This is a genomic window from Micromonospora cynarisoli, assembly GCF_030518815.1.
Taxonomy (GTDB): Bacteria; Actinomycetota; Actinomycetes; order Mycobacteriales; family Micromonosporaceae; genus Micromonospora; species Micromonospora wenchangensis.
In genome coordinates, this window is sequence record NZ_CP130426.1 from 427,443 (window position 1) to 442,688 (window position 15,246).

Consider the following 15,246-nt stretch of genomic DNA (forward strand, 5'->3'; position numbering starts at 1 on the left):
TACGTCAGGATGGGTGGAGCCCGACCCGGCGGTGATGTGACGCCGGTCACGCCGATTGGGGACCCGATCCGGTACGGCCGTCGTCTTACCAGGTGTGAGGACAGACATGGAAGCAGACGACGAGGGTGAACTCGTACGCCGCGTCGCCCGTGGCGACCGCCAGGCGTTCGACGAGCTCTACCGGCGTACTGCCCCGTGGTTGGAGGTACGGCTGCGTCGCCGCTGCGCCGACCCCGACGTGGTGGCCGAGGTGCTCCAGGACACCTACCTGGCGGTCTGGCGGGCAGCGGGCAGCTTCGCCGGCACCCGGACGCGCACCGGCGACGAGACGCAGGGCAGCGCCGTGGGCTGGCTGTGGACCATCGCCGCCCACCGGCTGGTCGACGCGTTCCGCCGCCGCGCCCGCCGGGGCCAGGTGCCGCAGGTGGAACTGATGCCCAGCACCGCCCCCGCCGCGGAAGACGAGGTGATGGCCGCCCGGATCGGCCAGGAACTGGAGCAGGCCCTGCTCACCCTGCCGCCCGGGGTCCGGGCCGCCCTCCGGGCCACGGTCCTCGACGGGCTCTCGGCTCGCGAAGCGTCGGTGCTGCTCGGCGTACCGGAAAACACGGTGAAGTCCCGCGTCCGCCGGGCCCGGGTCGCCCTACGGGAGGCGCTGTCATGACCACCCACCCCAGCCTGACCCAGATCGACCGCTATGCCACCGGCGACCCCGATCTCGACGAGCCGAGCGTCTGGGCGATCGAGGTGCACCTCGAAGACTGCGCCGACTGCCGTGCCCGCCTGGCAGGCAGCACCACGGCGGCGAGCCGGGCCGTGATCGACCGGGTCGCGACGGCGCTCGACCGGGAGATCGCCGCCACGCCGGTCCCTGCCGGCCGCAGCCGATCCTGGTCGATGACCCGGCACCGCTGGTTCGTCGGCACCCTGCTGCCCTGGCTGGTCATGACGGTGACGGTGCTCGGCTGTGCCGCGCTGCTCGGCGCGCTGTGGGTCGACCTGCCCTCGGTGGTGCTGCTGATCGCACCCCTGGCACCGCTGCCCGGCGTGGCGGTCGCCTGGCACCGTCGGTCCGACCCGGCCTGGGAACTGGTCGCGGCCACGCCCGCCGCCGGCCTGACGATGCTGCTGCGGCGCACGGCTGCGGTGCTGGCGGTCGTCATCCCCGCGCTCGCCGTGGTCGGCGCCGGGACCGGAGCGTCGTTGGCGCTGCTGCTGCTGCCCTGCCTGGCGTTCACCGCAGCCACCCTGCTGCTGGGCACCCTCGTCGGCGTACGCCGCGCCGCGCTCGGCCTCATCGCGGCCTGGACGCTCGCGGTGATCGCCCCCAGCCTCATCGCCGCCCGGATGCCGGTGGTGCTGTCGGCGGACAGCGCCCGCACCTGGGCGCTGGTCACGGCCACCCTGACCGTCGTCGCCCTGCTCCGGGCCGACGGTTTCCGGCGGCTCTCCCACCGCGACTGACCCCACCCTGACCTCGCGGCACGGCCACCCGGCCGGACCGCCACCCTGCCCTGGCAATTACCGAAGGAGACAGCGACGATGCGTGCGGTGAGCGCGGTCGAAACGACCACCACCACCCATCCCTGGGCGATCCACGCCGAAGGCCTCCAGGTCCGGGCCGGCCGGTACCTCGCCGTCAACGGCCTCGACCTGGCCCTGCCCACCGGCGTGCACGGGCTGCTCGGCCCCAACGGCGCGGGCAAGACCACGCTGATGCGCGCCCTGGCGACCGTCGTGGCCCCGGCCGGCGGCCGGTTGACACTGCTCGGCCACCCCGTCGACGGCCGCTCCGAGCTGCGGGCGGTCCGCCGCGCCCTGGGCTACCTGCCGCAGCACTTCGGCTACTACCCACGGTTCACCGTGCGGGAATTTGTCGGCTACCTGGCCTGGCTCAAGGAGATGCCCAAGGCGGGCGTCGCCGCTGCGGTGCAGCGGGCCATCGACCGGGTCGGACTCACCGCCAAGGCCGACGCCCGGATGAAGACCCTCTCCGGCGGCATGCTGCGCCGGGCCGGCATCGCCCAGGCCATCGTCAACGACCCACGGCTCCTGCTGCTCGACGAGCCGACCGTCGGCCTCGACCCGGAACAACGACTCGACTTCCGTGAGCTGCTCCGCGACCTCGGCACCGACACCTGCGTGCTGGTCTCCACCCACCTCGTCGAGGACGTGGTGGCGGCCTGCACCGACGTCGTCCTGGTCAACGAGGGCCGCCTGGTGTGGCGGGGCACGCCCGAGGTGCTCGCCGCGCAGGGCGACGCGGGCCACGCCGGTGACAGCCCGGCCGAGCGGGGCTACTCCGCGCTGCTGCGTCAGCACCGTGCGGAGGCCACCCGATGAGCGGGCGAACCATCCACGTCCACGCCGCCGCCACCCGGCGGCCCGAGGGGAAGCGGGGTGCCCGCGTGGGCGTCATGGGGATCGAACTGCGCCGCTCCGCCGCGCTCGGCGCCGCGTTGATCACGGTGGTGGTCGGGGTCGGGGCGCTGTACGTGTCCACCGGCCGCTGGTCGACCGGCTGGATGGCCCTGGCCCTGGCCATCCGGGAGTACCTGCTCCTGCTGTGGCCGCTCGCCCTCGCGGCCGGAGCCTGGCAGGGCCGCCGCGAACACCGGGCGAAGGTCGGCGAACTGTTCGCCACCACCGCCCGGCCCCCCACCCCACGGATGCTGCCGGTGCTCGGCGCGATGGCCCTCACCCTCACGGTCGCCTACCTGCTGGTGACCGCGGCAGGCATCGTCTGGATCGTCACCACCGCCTCGTACCTGCCGCTGCTGAACTTCGTCGTCGTGACCGCGGTCGGCGCGCTGTCCCTGGTCGCCGCGGCGTGGCTCGGACTGGGCATCGGGCGGCTGCTGCCCGCCCTGGTGACCGCCCCGGCGCTGGCGGTGGGCGGCGTGCTGCTGGTCTTCTTCGCCACCATCTCGACCCCGGAGCGGTTGGCCGCGGCGATCTCCCCGGCGCACGGCTCCGGCGGGTTCCACGACTACCAGACGATCGACAACCGGGTCAGCGGCGCGCTGGCGATCTCGATGATCACGCTCGCCGTCACCGGGCTGCTGTTGTTCGTCGCCGACGGCTGGCGGCTCCGGGCGATGGCGGTGCTGCCGGTGCTGCTCGGCGTCGGGGTGGCGACGGCGATCCTCCCCAACGACCGGGACGTGCTCACCTGGCCGGTCGACCCGGTCGCGCGGGAACTGGTCTGCACCGACGACACCCCGACGGTGTGCGTCAGCCGGGTCCACGCCAACGTGCTCGACACGATCACCCCGCCGGCCCGGGCGGGCCTCGCGGCACTGGCCAAACTACCGAACGCCCCGACCGTCGTGCACGAAGACACCCGCACCACCGGCTACCGCCAGGACCCGCCGGCCACCCCCGACGGGGTCGTCACGGTCGAGGTCCGGATCGACAAGCGGGGCCGGCTCGCCCACCCCGACGTCGTGGTCCTCGAAGTCGTCAGAGGGCTGGGCGTCCCGTTGAACTACGACTGCCGGAACCGCAACGAGACGGTCGAACGGGCGGCGGCCTACTGGCTCATGGGCCGCGAGCCGCGCTCGGACGTCGGGCTGGTCCCCGGGATGATCGAGGAGGACCCGGCGATCACCACCGGGGCGAAGATCCTGTGGCAGGGCCTGCGGGCACTGCCCGAGGCGGAGGCGGCGGCCCGGGTCACCGCCGTCCGCGACGCCCTGCGGGCCTGCCAGGACACCGAGGGGCTGCTGTCCCGGAGCACCAGGTGACCGGAACACTGCTCTACCTCCGCTCCCGCCGGGTACCCCTGGCCCTGGCCGGGGCGGTCGGCGGCACGGCGGTGATCTGGGCGCTCTACCTGGCCTTCGCCAAGGACCGGGACGCCACCCCGCTGGTGGTGGTGCTGACCGTCCTGCTGATGGTTTCGGCGCTCGCACCCACCCTCGCCGGCCCGGACGCGAACCTGGACCGGACGGCGTCACTGCGCTGGCCCCGGCGGCGGGCCGCGCACGTGCTCGCCGGCGGGGTGATCGTCCTCGCGGTGCTGCTCGCCACGCTGCACACCGGAGCCCGGTTCGGGCCGGCCGGGCTGGTGGTCCGCGACGCCGCCGGGCTGCTCGGCCTGACCGCGCTGTGCACGAGCGTGGTCGGCGCCGCCCGGTCCTGGTTCCTGCCGGTGGGCTGGACCACCATCGCGGCCGTGTACCCGCAGGGCGGCACCTGGGGAGCGGTCGCCACGTGGCAGGGCCAGCCGACCGACAGCCGGGCCGCCACGGCGATGGCGGCGGCGTTCGCCCTCGGGGGGCTGCTCGCCTACGCGATCGCCGGGCCGGCCCGCACCGACCCGGCGGAGTAGCGGCTGCGGCGGCGGGCGGGAACCGCCCCGGGCGTCCGGCGGTGCACAGCCGGGCGGCCGGGCGTCGCGTCGCCCGGGGTCCGCCGGACCGGAACCTGACGCCCGGGTCTGTCTGGTGCCTACGCCCGCGCGGGTGCGACGATCTCCACCGGCCCTGCCGACGACCCGAGGAGAGCGCGATGGCGACCGGTGCCGAGCTGGACGACTGCCGGCGGGTCGCCGAGGAGGCGGCCCGCCTCGGCGGCCGAGAACTGCTGCGGCGCTTCGGCGACCACGGCCGCATCGACTACAAGACCGCCCCCACCGACCTGGTCAGCGAGGCGGACCGGGCCAGCGAGACGCGCATCGTCGAGCTGCTGCGCGCCCGCCGCCCCGACGACGGCATCCTCGCCGAGGAGGGCAGCGACCACGTCGGCGACTCCGGGCTGCGCTGGGTCCTCGACCCCCTCGACGGCACCGTCAACTACGTCTCCGGGATACCGTTCTGGTGCGTCAGCATCGCCTGCGAGCAGCAGACACCGCACGGGTGGCGGCCGGTCGTCGGCGTGGTCCACGACCCGGTCCACGACGAGACGTTCTGCGGCGTCCGGGGCGGCGGTGCGGTCCTGAACGGCACGCCACTGACCCGGCGCGCCGGGGTCACGCTCGGCGAGGTCGTCCTCGCCGCCGGCTACGCCTACGACGTCGCCCACCGCCGGGTGCAGGCGGCGGTGGTCACCGACCTGGCCGGCGACGTGCGCGGGGTGCGGATGCTGGGCTCGACGGCCCTGGCGCTGGCCTGGATCGCGGCCGGCCGCTGCGACGCCTACGTCGAGGACCGCACGTTCCGCTGGGACTGGGCGGCCGGTCAGGTGATCGCCGTCGAGGCCGGCGTCACGGTCGAGGTGAACGGCAGCCGGGTGCTCGCCGCCCCGCCGGAGCTGATCGACGGCCTGCGTCCCCGGGTCGCGGCGCTGGGCTGAACCCGCACCGGCGGCGCTGGGCGGGGCGTCAACCGGCGCCGAGACAGACGAACGCCGCCGCCGTGGCCCCGGCGGTGCTGTCGCCGGAGGCGACGAAGGCCCGCTGGGCGTCGGCGAGTGCCTGCGCCGGGCGGAGCCCCGACCGCATCCGTCGGTGCAGGTCCAGCATCAGCGCGGTGGTGGGGTCGGCCGGCACCGGAAGCACGGTGGCGACCAGGCACCGTGCGCCCAGGCCGAGCAGCACGGCGGTGAAGCCCATCACCTCGTCGCCGGGGCGGACCCCGGTCAGCCCCGAGTCGCACGCGGACAGCACCACGCAGCCGGGCGGACGGGCGACCCGCTCCCACTCGTAGGCGAACAACGGTCCGTCGGCCAGTTCCAGGGTGGAGAACTGCGGGTTGTCGGCGCGGAAGGTGCCGTGGGCGGCGATGTGGACCAGACCGGCCCCGTCCAACGCCGCGGTCAACGCGTCGGCGGTGGCGTCGGCACCGGTGAGCAGGGTCGCCCCCGGCATCACCTGCGCGAGCCGACGCACCTCGGCCCGACCCGCCGGCAGGCGCGGCCCGCAGGCCAGGACCGACGGGCCGGCCGCGGGTTCCCCGTCGTCGGCCCGCAGCCACGCGGTGGCCGACGGGGCGACCGTCACGGCACGCCCGGCGCAGGTCGGCAGACCCGACCACGCCACCGCGTGCAGGGCCCCGACCGGCACGATCACCAGGGGACGGTCGCCGAGGCGCCGGCGCAGCGGATCGAAGAGCTGACGGTCCAGCGCGGCGGCGGCGTGCCCGGCCCCGGCCCGCGCGGTCGCCGTGTCGCCGGTGGTGACCAGCCGGCGCAGGGCGAAGCGGTGCCACCGGGTCAGGTGCACCGCCTCGGCGAGTGGACCGAGATCGTGCAGGCTGGCCCGGCCGTCACGGACCAGCACCGCCCGGAGCCGGTCGCCGTGGGTCACCAGCTCGACCAGCACCCGGGGGCCGAGCCGCCCGGCGAGCACGCCCACGCCTGGCGGGTTCACCACACCTGTCGCACCGGGCACCCGGCGGGCCAGGTCCCGGATGCGCTGCTCCAGCCGCGCCTGCCGACCACGCAGGGCGTGCGCCGGCCGGCCCGCCAGCACCTCGTCTTCCAGCAGGCTGCTGACGAGCCGCAGTTCGGTGAGCGCCGCGAACAGGTCCGGATCGTCCGGGGGCAGCGCCGGACGCATCCGCAGGGTGTTGGCCCGCCACCGTTCGGCCCAGGCCAGGGTACGGGCCGGGGAGCCGGCCCGCACCGCGATGTCGAGACCCTCGGCGGCCAGTTCCCGCCCGTACGTGCCGCTGTGGGCCCGCAGCTCCGTGGCCCCGAGCGACGTACGGTGCCGGTCGAGCACGGCCAGCCCCCGCCGCAGCGCCCGGGCCGCCCCGGCGTCGTCACCGGTGAGCCGACGCGAGCGGGCCAGGGCGTACCAGCCCTGGGCGCGACGGGAGGCGGTGCCCCGACGACGGGCCTGCGCCGCCACGTCGAGCAGGGTCACGGCCCGGCCGACGCGACCCGAGGCGGCGGCCAGCAGCCCGGCTTCGAGGCGGGTGGTCAGCGCCGGCCCCGGCCACCCGGTGGCGTCGAGTTCGTCGGCCGTCCGCACCATCGCGGTGAGCAGGGCCGCCGTCCGGGTGCCCCGGCGGAACTCCGCCCGCAGCTCGACGTGCCGGGCGAAGGCGGCCCAGGTGCGGCGGCCCTGACGCCGGAACCTGACCCGGGCCTGCGCGGCGGCCGCGGTCGCGGTGTCCAGGTCCTCGGCGAGCAGCGCGGCCCGGGCTTGGGCGAGCAGCGCCTCGGCGAGATCCGAGGCCATACCCCGGCGGTGCAGCTCCCGTACCGCGGCGGCGGCCACCTCGACCGCCTCGTCGAGCAGCGGCACCGACAACAGCAGCTCGAACCGGTCCAGCAGCAGCGCCGGACGCGGAACGTCGAGCCGCCGGTACTCCTCGTCGACGTCGGCGAAGCAGCGCAGCGCCACGGCGATCTCGCCGCGTTGCCCGGCGGCGATGCCGCTGTTCCACCTGGCGTCGGCCGCGGCGAGGTCGAGCCCGAGCCGGTGGAAGACCGCCGCCGCCCGGGAGAGGTCGTCGTCGGTGCCACCGGAGGAACCCCGGTGCGCGTTGAGCAGTCCACGGTTGTTGCGGGCGCGGGCCTCCAGCAGCGGATCGCCCTCGCGCTGGGCGATGTCGATGGCGATGCCGTAGTCGCGCACCGCCTCGGCGTAGCGCCCGCGGTAGTGCAGCACCACGCCCCGTTGCATCCGGGCCCGACCGGCGTCGGCACCGGCGAGCTGGGGCAGCGCGGCGGTCACCGCCCGCAGAGCGGCAGCGGTACGACCGGCGTTGGCCAGCACGTACCCGAGGCTCATCCGGGCCAGCGCCCGGGTACGGGGGGTGCCGGCCACCCGTACCGCCCGGCGCAGGTGGCGCAGCGCGCCGGGCAGGTCGTTGAGTTCGCGCAGGGCCAGCCCGATGGCCCGCTCGGCGGTGGAGCGCTCGTCGTCGTCGGCGGTCTGGCTGGCGAGCACCCGCCGGGCGATGCTGATCGCCTCGGGTGGGTATCGCTGCACGGCGTCGAGCGCCGCCTGGGCCGCCGCGGCACCGCAACCGGTGCTGTCGGGCATGCCCTAGAGAGTCCACGACGAACAGCCGTGAGTCAACGTCGGCAATCCAACGCGGGAATGTCGTCAATGGGTCTCCTGCTCGCTTACCCGCAATTGACAACCGGCGATGGTTCGGAATAATTGGCGGTCGGGGAATTCGCCGCGCCCACCATCGGTGGGCGCGCTTCTCTCACGAGCATGGAGGATCCGTGCCGCCGTCTGACCACCCCACCGTGCCGGGTCCGGGCGGCCGGCTGTCCCGACGGCGGGTCCTGGCGCTGTCCGCGCTGGCCGTGGCGGCACCGTTCGGTGTCGTGCCGCGTCCGGCCCCGGCCGCCGCCGGCGACACGGACGCCGCCGCCTACCAGAAGGCGTTCGAGGCCGCGCTGGCCGCCGACCAGAACGTCCGCCGGTACACCGCACCCGGCCGCGAGGTCCTCTACCGCCCCCGGCAACTGCTCGCCGCCGACGCCGACGTCAAACGGGTCGCCACCTGGCTACGCGCCCACGATTACCCGGTAACCGTCGGCGCCGGATTCGCCGGTGTCACCCGGCTGTTGTTCGACCGGGAGACCGACATTCCCGGCGTGGTGGGAAAACTGCGTGACCCCCAACAGTGGCCCGGCCAACCGGTGCCGGCGGTACAGCCCCACCACGTGCTGATCGGGCTGGGCAACATCATGGGCAACCCGGGCACGCCGCCCCGCTCCGCCGTGGCGCTGCCGCCCCCCGACCCGACCCGGCTCGGTGAGGGCGTCGGCGTCACCGTCGGCATCTGCGACACCGGGATCTGGCAGCAGGCCGGCGCCTGCCACCCGCAGTGGCTCGGCGGCGCGTACCTGCCGCAACTCGACGACGAGGACCCGCTCTACGTCCACACCGACGTGCTCGCCCCGCAGGGCGGGCACGGCACCTTCGTCGCCGGCGTGGTCCGGCAGGCCGCCCCGGGCGTACGCGTCGATCCGGAACTGGCCCTGGACCCGACCGGGGTGGGCGACGAGTCGACGGTGGTGGCCGCCCTGAGCCGGCTCGCGCCGCAGGTCGCCGTGTTCAACCTCTCGCTGGGCGGCTACACCCTGGACGATCAGCCGTCGCTGCCACTGGCCAACGCGTTGGCGGCGCTACCGGCGACGAGCGCCGTGGTCGCGGCGGCAGGCAACGCCGGCACCAGCCGACCGGTCTGGCCGGCCGCCCTGGACCGGGTACTGGCGGTCGCGGCGGTCAGCCAGACGACCGGCGGCCCGGTGCCGGCGGCCGACAGCTGCTACGGACCCTGGGTGGACGCCTGCGCCGTCGGTGAGCGGCACAGCACCTACGTCGAGGGGCAGCTACCCCTGCCCGGCAGGCCGGTACGGCAGTTCCACGGGTTCGCCATCTGGGCCGGCACCTCGTTCGCCACCGCACACGTCTCGGGGCGGCTCGCCGCCCTGATGACCGCCGGGGGCCTCAGCGCGGACGCGGCGCGCACGAGCCTGCTCGCCGCCCCCCGCTGGCACCCCGACTACGGGGTGCTGGTCGGATGAGCCGCGTCGACACCCGGGCGGTGACCCGGTGACCGGTGCCAGCGCGACCAGCCTGCTGTCCGCCGCCGCCGGCGGGGACGAGTCGGCCTGGGCCGAGCTGGTCCACCGGTACACCCCGATCGTGTACGCGGTCATCCGCGCCTACGACCTCAGCCGCTCCGACGCGGCCGACGTCAACCAGACCGTCTGGCTGCGCCTGGTGGAGCAGTTGGGCCGGGTACGCGAACCCGAGGCGCTGCCGGGCTGGCTGGCCACCACGACCCGCCGCGAGTGCTACCGGCTGTCCCGGCTGAGCCGCCGGTCCCACCCCGTCGACCCGTACGACCAGAGCCTTGAGAGCCAGCACGGGTTCTCCCGGGACCTGGCCGCGATGACGCCCGCGCCGGACGACGAGTTGCTGCGCGCCGAGCGTCGACAGGCGTTGCGTGCGGGTTTCGTGCAGCTCCCCTCGCGCTGCCAGGCGTTGCTGGCGCTGCTGACGGCCGACCCGCCGATGAGCTACCGGGAGGTCGCCGAGCGGCTCGACGTGCCGGTCGGCAGCATCGGGCCCACCCAGGCGCGGTGCCTGCGTAGGCTGCGGGAGTGCCCGGCGATCGTCGAGTTTCTCGGAGCTTCCACCATCGGCACGAAACGGGGGTGAACCGGATGGACCCGTGGCCGCCGGCGGATGACGAGGCACTCACGACGGAGCTGGGCGCGGCCCTGTGGGACACCGGGCCGGTCTCGGAGGCGTACCTGAGCGCGGCGCTGGCCGCGTTCACCTGGCGTACCGCCGACGCGGAACTGGCCGTCGCCGAGCTGACGTTCGACTCGGCGGTCGACGCCGAGCTGGCCGGCATGACCCGTTCCGCGGCGTCCGCGCGGACGCTGTCCTTCCGCGCCGGGTCGGTGCTGGTGGAGATCGAGGTGACCGACGCCGGGATCGTCGGGCAGCTCTCCCCGTCCGGTGGCGGACGGGTCAGTGCCCGGACGGCCGCCGGCACCTACGACGAGGCCTCGGTGGACGCCGTGGGTTTCTTCTCGCTGGGCGTCCCACCACCGGGCCCGGTCCAGTTGTGTGCGCGCACGGTCGGCTACGCGGTGTCCACCGCCTGGGTCAGTCTGCGCTGAACGGCGGCGGCCGGAATCCGGCCCCGACCCGACCGACGACGGTGGGGCGCGAGCCGTCCGGCCCGCGCCCCACCCCCGGTGGCGACGAGGTCACCCCCGCTGCTCGGCCGCCAGCAGGTACTGCACCCCGCCGAGGTCGGCCCGCTCGGTGCCGTCGGCGTCCGGCCCGAACTGGGTCACGTTGAGCGCGGTCTCCTTGTCCAGGACGGTGTCGGCCGAGAAGGCCAGCGAGAATTCGAGGCGCTCACCGGGCTTCAACACCAGCCCGCTGATGCTGGCCTTCGTCGGTTCCACGATCTCCAGCTCGGTCGTGCCGACCTGACGGACTCCCGTGCCGACCTTGCCGGCGGCCTGCCAACGCTCGAACAGGGTGGGGCCGAGGTCGACGAAGACCCGGGCGCCCCGGGCCTGCTCCGCCGGCTGGGTGAAGACCAGGTCGTTCCTGGTCTCCGCGGCGGTCACGTTGCCGATGGCGAACGGCCGGACGACCCGCGGGCCGCCCGAGACGAGTCGGACCGAGTCGACGTTGCGCCAGGCGATGTTGTTGTTGTACTGGGTGTTGACGCTGGTGCTCGGGCCCTCGAAGGTCATCGGGTCGGTGGGCGACACCCAGCGTGCCAGCAGGCAGAAGTGGCCCGGTCCGGGCACCCCGGTCCACGGGATCGTCACCGTGGTGACGCCCGGGTAGACGGGCACGCTGACCGCGCCGATCTGGGTCCAGTGCGTCGGCCAGGTGGCACCGCCGCCCGGCGTCGTCCGGTAGACCCGCAGCACCCCGTTGTCGATGCCCGAACCGTACGGGCCGTTGTTGCGGACCTTCAGGAAGAGGAAGTTGGTGACGCCGACCCTCGGGTTCTGGCTGACGGAGCACTCCACCGCCGTCGGGCAGACCTTGATGTCGGGGCTGGCCCACAGGGGGCCGTACGAGTGTGGCTGGATGCCGGTGTCGGCGGCGACGTCCTTCATGTAGACGTCGGTGCGGGCCGCCACGGCGGCTCTGCCCTGCGGTGCCTCGCCGGGTGCCGCGGCGGCTGCGGTGACCGCCAGCAGCCCGGCCAGTGCCGCGCCCGTGAGGACGGCCAGCGTCGAGCGGCGGACGCGCTTTCCTACCTTGCCCATGACAGGTTCTCTCCCATCGGCGGGGGACGCCGAGTCCGGCGTGTTGCGGTGCCGTGTCGACGTGATGACGTCGTTGAAGAGCCGTGGACGTGGCGGGAAATACCGTCGCGGGGCCGGCCAGCAGATGACGCCAGGACCGGCAAATAAGACAGCCGTCGATGTCTGCCGCGCCTGCGGTCCGGGCGGGACCGGGGAAGTCCCGGCGTGTTGCGATTCCCTCGGTGGTGATTCGGAACGGAGATCCCGGCCAGCGGTTCCGCAGTCTTCACCAGGGCGGTAATCCGGAAAAGAGGCTGGCCGGCCCCGGTGGCGGGGTGTCGCCCGAACGACACGTTGCTTTCGACGTGATCGCGACCACTGCCGGGCGTAGGGGTGTACTAGGGTTGCACCTATGGATCTGAGTGACAGCGCCTCGCAGGTGACCGCTACCCGACACGGTCCAGCGGAGGGCAACTCGTCGACACCGATCCGGCTCCATGCGGCGAACATTCACAAGCGGTACGGCAAGAACCATGTCCTGAAGGGCGTCGATCTCACGGTACGCGCCGGCGAGGTGGTCGCCATCATCGGCGCCAACGGCTGCGGAAAATCGACGCTCATGAAGATCTGTGCGGGTCTCGTCAGCCCGTCCAGCGGCGTGGTGGACGTGGACGAGAGCATGGCCTACTGCCCTCAGCAGGCAGGGCTCATGGGTTTCCTGACCGCCGACGAGCACTTCGCGTTGTTCGGTGCCGGGCACGGGATGGGCCGAAGCGAAGCCCAGGCCACCGGCCGGCAGCTCGCGAAAAGCCTGGCCTGGGACGGCGGCATGACAACGCAGGCCAGGCATCTTTCCGGCGGGACCCAGCAGAAACTCAACCTCATTCTCGCCGCGCTGACCGATCCCGACATCCTGCTGCTTGACGAGCCCTATCAGGGTTTCGACCGGGGCAGCTACATCGACTTCTGGGACTGGGTGTTACAGCGACGTGACGCCGGCAAGTCGACGCTTGTCATCACGCACATGTTGAATTCACTCGATCGGGTCGACGGCGTTCTCGATCTCGGAGCGAAGGCGGCCGCCGACTCATGACCAAGCTTTTCACCGTTGCGGAGATGATGGGTCGGGATCTCACCCGGCGGCGTGTAGCCCTCGCGCTGCTCGCATTCGTTCCACTGTTGTTCTACATGGCCCGTCATGACGGTAATCCCGAGAAGGCGATTCGTTTCGCCGGTCTCGGCCTGGCCTGGGCGGTGAGTACGGCCGGCCTCTTCCTGAGCAACACGACAAAGGCCGTGGAGCGGCGGCTACGCCAAATCGGCTACCGGCCGGCGCACCTCTACCTCGGCACGCTCACCGCGCTGCTGACACTGGGCGCCGTCCTCGCCACGGTCTACTGGGTGCTCATCTATCTCGACCAGGACAACCTGGCCCGGCCCGGCGCGGTCGCCATCGAGTTCGGGCTCACGATCGTGGTCGCCGCCCCACTGGGCCTGCTGATCAGCGCCGTCGCCCCCCACGATCTGGAGGGCACCCTCGTCCTGATCTCGATCACCGGGTTGCAGTTCCTCGTCGAGCCGGACCAGAAACTCGGCAAGGCCCTGCCGTTCTGGTCGACTCAACAGGTCGGGACCTTCGGTCTCGACGGCGGCGACCCGGAGTACCTTCGCAAGGGGCTCCTGCACGGCGCCCTGTACTGCATCGGCCTCATTCTGGTCACGGCGGTGCTGGCCAGCGTGCGGCTACGACAGCGCAAGCACATGCAGATGCGGACGGCCGTCCGGTAGGAGTGGCCGTGCGGGCGTGGCGCGCCACGCCCGCACGACGCTCACACCACCTTCTGCAGGTCGAACGACACGTCGTTCGGCGGTGCCACCAGCAACGGAAGCCGCTCCGCGTGGTTACGGGCCTGCCGGCGGCGGCGCTCCAACTCGGCCATGCGTCGTATGCACTCGTCACGCGCGGGTGACCCGAAGCCGGTCTCCGGCGCCGCGGTCAGCGAGGCCGCCCAGGCCCGGTAGCGGTAGAGCGGCCGGCGCAGGTTGCGGATGCGGTAGAGCCAGGCGACCCGCAGTTGGAAGTCCGTGTCGGAACCGAAGGCTGCGGTGCCGTCGAAGCCGTTGAGCCGGGTGAAGACCTCGCGCCGGACGACCGTCGCCGGGTGCAGCGCGACCGTCTTCCGGCCGAACCGGTGCACGAGGTTGCCGTTGCGCGGCATGTGCCGTACCCCCTGCGGGTTGCCCGACGCATCGATGACGCGGTACCCGCAGCCGACCAGATCGGCCCGGCCCCGCTCGAGCACGGCCAGTTGGCGGGCGAAGCGGTCGGGCTCGCTGACGTCGTCGGCATCCTGGAAGCCGATGTACGGCGTGGACACCGATTCGACCACCGCGTTCTTCAGTCGCAGCGGTCCGGCGTTGCGGGACGCACGCAGCAGCGTGAGCCGTGGATCGTCCCTCCAGGGTTCGAGCGCGGTGATCCAGTCGTCGTCCGGCGAGTGGTCGTCCGCGACCACGAGCCGCAGGTCCCGATGGGTCTGCCCGAGCACGGAGGCGACCGACTCGGACAGGTAGGTGGCGCAGCGGAAGTGCGGCACGATGACGGTCAGCAGGGGTTCCCCACCCATCAGGCGCCGACCGGCATCGACTCGCTCCGCACCGCGTCGATGTGCGCCCGTAGCCCCTCCCGGAGGGGGACCGACGCGCGGAAGCCCAGCGCCTCGGCCGTACGGGTGACGTCGGCACGGGTGGACACCACGTCGCCCGCCCGGTGGGGTTCGACGCGGACGTTCGCCGGGCGGCCCATCAACTCACTGATCAGATCGATGATCCCGGTGACCGAGATCTGCTCACCGGTGCCGACGTTGCACACCCGGCTCGGGCCCGGCACGTCGACCGCCGCCGCCACGGCGCGTACCGCGTCCGTGACGAAGACGAAGTCGCGACGCTGCGAGCCGTCGCCGAAGACCCGGATCTCCCGGCCGTCGTGGACCGCGGAGATGATCCGTGAGATCAGCATGTCGGGCCGTTGCCGCGGGCCGTACACCGTGAAGAACCGCAGCGCCACACTGGTCAGCACGGAGGCGGGGCGCGCCGCGTAGGCCAGCGCGAGGTGTTCCGCCGCCAGTTTGGTGACGGCGTACGGGGAGATCGGTGCGGGAGGTTGGTCCTCGGTCATCGCCCCGTCCGGCTGGTTGCCGTAGACGCTGGACGACGAGGCGATCACCAGTCGTCGTAGTCCGGTCTGCGCACCTGCCTCCAGGAGCCGCCTGGTGACGATCACGTTCGACTCGACGTAGTCGTCGAAGCGGTCCCACGAGGGCCGCACCCCGGGCAGCGCGGCGAGATGGACCACCGAGGAGACCCCGTCGAGCAACGGACGGATGTCCGTGGTGCGCAGGTCGGCGACGACGTGCCTGCCGCCCGCAGGCCCGGGCTGGGGCCGCAGGTCGACGCCGATCACCGGCTGGCCCCGGCTGCCCAGGTACTCGACCAGGTGTCGCCCGATGAACCCGGCGGCACCGGTCACCAGCACCGTACGCCGTGGGTCGTGAACCGTCATTTCCGTGCCCTCCCTGGTCTGGGGACGTGCGTGGCGGT

The 15,246-nt window shown here is 73.4% G+C and carries 15 protein-coding genes; 11 read left to right on the top strand and 4 right to left on the bottom strand.

What is annotated here, in order from left to right:
- Positions 1 to 106 precede the first annotated feature (106 nt).
- The 6 genes from Q2K16_RS01450 to Q2K16_RS01475 all read left to right on the top strand — a co-directional run bounded on the left by Q2K16_RS01450 (position 107) and on the right by Q2K16_RS01475 (position 5,295).
- Positions 107 to 664: an RNA polymerase sigma factor gene (locus tag Q2K16_RS01450; RefSeq protein ID WP_302743122.1), complete on the top strand. Its 558-nt coding sequence runs from the start codon at positions 107 to 109 to the stop codon at positions 662 to 664.
- Positions 661 to 1,464: a cupin domain-containing protein gene (locus tag Q2K16_RS01455; RefSeq protein ID WP_302743123.1), complete on the top strand. Its 804-nt coding sequence runs from the start codon at positions 661 to 663 to the stop codon at positions 1,462 to 1,464. Before Q2K16_RS01450 ends, Q2K16_RS01455 begins: the two co-directional genes overlap by 4 nt.
- A gap of 78 nt (positions 1,465 to 1,542) precedes the next feature.
- Positions 1,543 to 2,343 (top strand): ABC transporter ATP-binding protein, encoded by an 801-nt coding sequence (locus Q2K16_RS01460; protein WP_302743124.1) that lies wholly within the window; start codon positions 1,543 to 1,545, stop codon positions 2,341 to 2,343.
- Positions 2,340 to 3,746, top strand: coding sequence for a hypothetical protein (locus tag Q2K16_RS01465; RefSeq protein WP_302743126.1), 1,407 nt, complete (start codon positions 2,340 to 2,342; stop codon positions 3,744 to 3,746). The genes Q2K16_RS01460 and Q2K16_RS01465 overlap by 4 nt, the downstream gene beginning before the upstream one ends.
- Positions 3,743 to 4,333, top strand: a complete 591-nt coding sequence (locus Q2K16_RS01470; protein ID WP_302743127.1) for a hypothetical protein — start codon at positions 3,743 to 3,745, stop codon at positions 4,331 to 4,333. The genes Q2K16_RS01465 and Q2K16_RS01470 overlap by 4 nt, the downstream gene beginning before the upstream one ends.
- A 179-nt stretch (positions 4,334 to 4,512) precedes the next feature.
- A complete protein-coding gene (locus Q2K16_RS01475; protein ID WP_302743128.1) occupies positions 4,513 to 5,295 on the top strand; it encodes an inositol monophosphatase family protein in 783 nt (260 codons plus the stop codon).
- A gap of 28 nt (positions 5,296 to 5,323) precedes the next feature.
- Here the strand turns inward: Q2K16_RS01475 and Q2K16_RS01480 are convergent, their stop codons facing one another.
- A complete protein-coding gene (locus Q2K16_RS01480) occupies positions 5,324 to 7,936 on the bottom strand; it encodes a CHAT domain-containing protein (RefSeq protein WP_302743129.1) in 2,613 nt (870 codons plus the stop codon).
- Between the two features lie 188 nt (positions 7,937 to 8,124).
- Between Q2K16_RS01480 and Q2K16_RS01485 the strand changes: the two genes are divergently transcribed.
- The 3 genes from Q2K16_RS01485 to Q2K16_RS01495 are packed head-to-tail and all read left to right on the top strand — an operon-like array spanning position 8,125 to position 10,548.
- Entirely contained in the window at positions 8,125 to 9,438 is a 1,314-nt protein-coding gene (locus Q2K16_RS01485) for a S8/S53 family peptidase (protein WP_302743130.1), read from the top strand.
- A gap of 28 nt (positions 9,439 to 9,466) precedes the next feature.
- Positions 9,467 to 10,078 (top strand): RNA polymerase sigma factor, encoded by a 612-nt coding sequence (locus Q2K16_RS01490; RefSeq protein WP_302743131.1) that lies wholly within the window; start codon positions 9,467 to 9,469, stop codon positions 10,076 to 10,078.
- A gap of 5 nt (positions 10,079 to 10,083) precedes the next feature.
- The gene (locus tag Q2K16_RS01495) at positions 10,084 to 10,548 is read left to right on the top strand and encodes a hypothetical protein (protein WP_302743132.1); all 465 of its coding nucleotides are present in this window, start codon (positions 10,084 to 10,086) and stop codon (positions 10,546 to 10,548) included.
- A 90-nt stretch (positions 10,549 to 10,638) separates the two neighbouring features.
- On the opposite strand, the gene Q2K16_RS01500 is transcribed toward Q2K16_RS01495, so the two are convergent.
- Positions 10,639 to 11,667: a hypothetical protein gene (locus Q2K16_RS01500; RefSeq protein ID WP_302743134.1), complete on the bottom strand. Its 1,029-nt coding sequence runs from the start codon at positions 11,665 to 11,667 to the stop codon at positions 10,639 to 10,641.
- A 391-nt stretch (positions 11,668 to 12,058) separates the two neighbouring features.
- Here Q2K16_RS01500 and Q2K16_RS01505 point away from each other — a divergent pair, with 391 nt between their 5' ends.
- Complete coding sequence (locus Q2K16_RS01505; protein WP_302743136.1) at positions 12,059 to 12,739, top strand: ABC transporter ATP-binding protein; 681 nt, start codon at positions 12,059 to 12,061, stop codon at positions 12,737 to 12,739.
- Positions 12,736 to 13,434 (top strand): hypothetical protein, encoded by a 699-nt coding sequence (locus tag Q2K16_RS01510; protein WP_302743138.1) that lies wholly within the window; start codon positions 12,736 to 12,738, stop codon positions 13,432 to 13,434. The genes Q2K16_RS01505 and Q2K16_RS01510 overlap by 4 nt, the downstream gene beginning before the upstream one ends.
- A gap of 41 nt (positions 13,435 to 13,475) precedes the next feature.
- Here Q2K16_RS01510 and Q2K16_RS01515 read toward each other — a convergent pair whose 3' ends face one another.
- Entirely contained in the window at positions 13,476 to 14,273 is a 798-nt protein-coding gene (locus Q2K16_RS01515) for a glycosyltransferase family 2 protein (RefSeq protein ID WP_302743140.1), read from the bottom strand.
- The gene (locus Q2K16_RS01520) at positions 14,273 to 15,208 is read right to left on the bottom strand and encodes an NAD-dependent epimerase/dehydratase family protein (RefSeq protein WP_302743141.1); all 936 of its coding nucleotides are present in this window, start codon (positions 15,206 to 15,208) and stop codon (positions 14,273 to 14,275) included. Before Q2K16_RS01520 ends, Q2K16_RS01515 begins: the two co-directional genes overlap by 1 nt.
- Positions 15,209 to 15,246: the final 38 nt, after the last annotated feature.

Excerpts from the sequence above, each read along its gene's own strand:
- Q2K16_RS01450 (WP_302743122.1), top strand. The coding sequence starts at position 107 with ATGGAAGCAGACGACGAGGGTGAACTCGTACGCCGCGTCGCCCGTGGC.
- Q2K16_RS01455 (WP_302743123.1), top strand. The coding sequence starts at position 661 with ATGACCACCCACCCCAGCCTGACCCAGATCGACCGCTATGCCACCGGC.
- Q2K16_RS01460 (WP_302743124.1), top strand. The coding sequence starts at position 1,543 with ATGCGTGCGGTGAGCGCGGTCGAAACGACCACCACCACCCATCCCTGG.
- Q2K16_RS01465 (WP_302743126.1), top strand. The coding sequence starts at position 2,340 with ATGAGCGGGCGAACCATCCACGTCCACGCCGCCGCCACCCGGCGGCCC.
- Q2K16_RS01475 (WP_302743128.1), top strand. The coding sequence starts at position 4,513 with ATGGCGACCGGTGCCGAGCTGGACGACTGCCGGCGGGTCGCCGAGGAG.
- Q2K16_RS01480 (WP_302743129.1), bottom strand. The coding sequence starts at position 7,936 with ATGCCCGACAGCACCGGTTGCGGTGCCGCGGCGGCCCAGGCGGCGCTC.
- Q2K16_RS01495 (WP_302743132.1), top strand. The coding sequence starts at position 10,084 with ATGGACCCGTGGCCGCCGGCGGATGACGAGGCACTCACGACGGAGCTG.
- Q2K16_RS01500 (WP_302743134.1), bottom strand. The coding sequence starts at position 11,667 with ATGGGCAAGGTAGGAAAGCGCGTCCGCCGCTCGACGCTGGCCGTCCTC.
- Q2K16_RS01505 (WP_302743136.1), top strand. The coding sequence starts at position 12,059 with ATGGATCTGAGTGACAGCGCCTCGCAGGTGACCGCTACCCGACACGGT.
- Q2K16_RS01510 (WP_302743138.1), top strand. The coding sequence starts at position 12,736 with ATGACCAAGCTTTTCACCGTTGCGGAGATGATGGGTCGGGATCTCACC.
- Q2K16_RS01515 (WP_302743140.1), bottom strand. The coding sequence starts at position 14,273 with ATGGGTGGGGAACCCCTGCTGACCGTCATCGTGCCGCACTTCCGCTGC.
- Q2K16_RS01520 (WP_302743141.1), bottom strand. The coding sequence starts at position 15,208 with ATGACGGTTCACGACCCACGGCGTACGGTGCTGGTGACCGGTGCCGCC.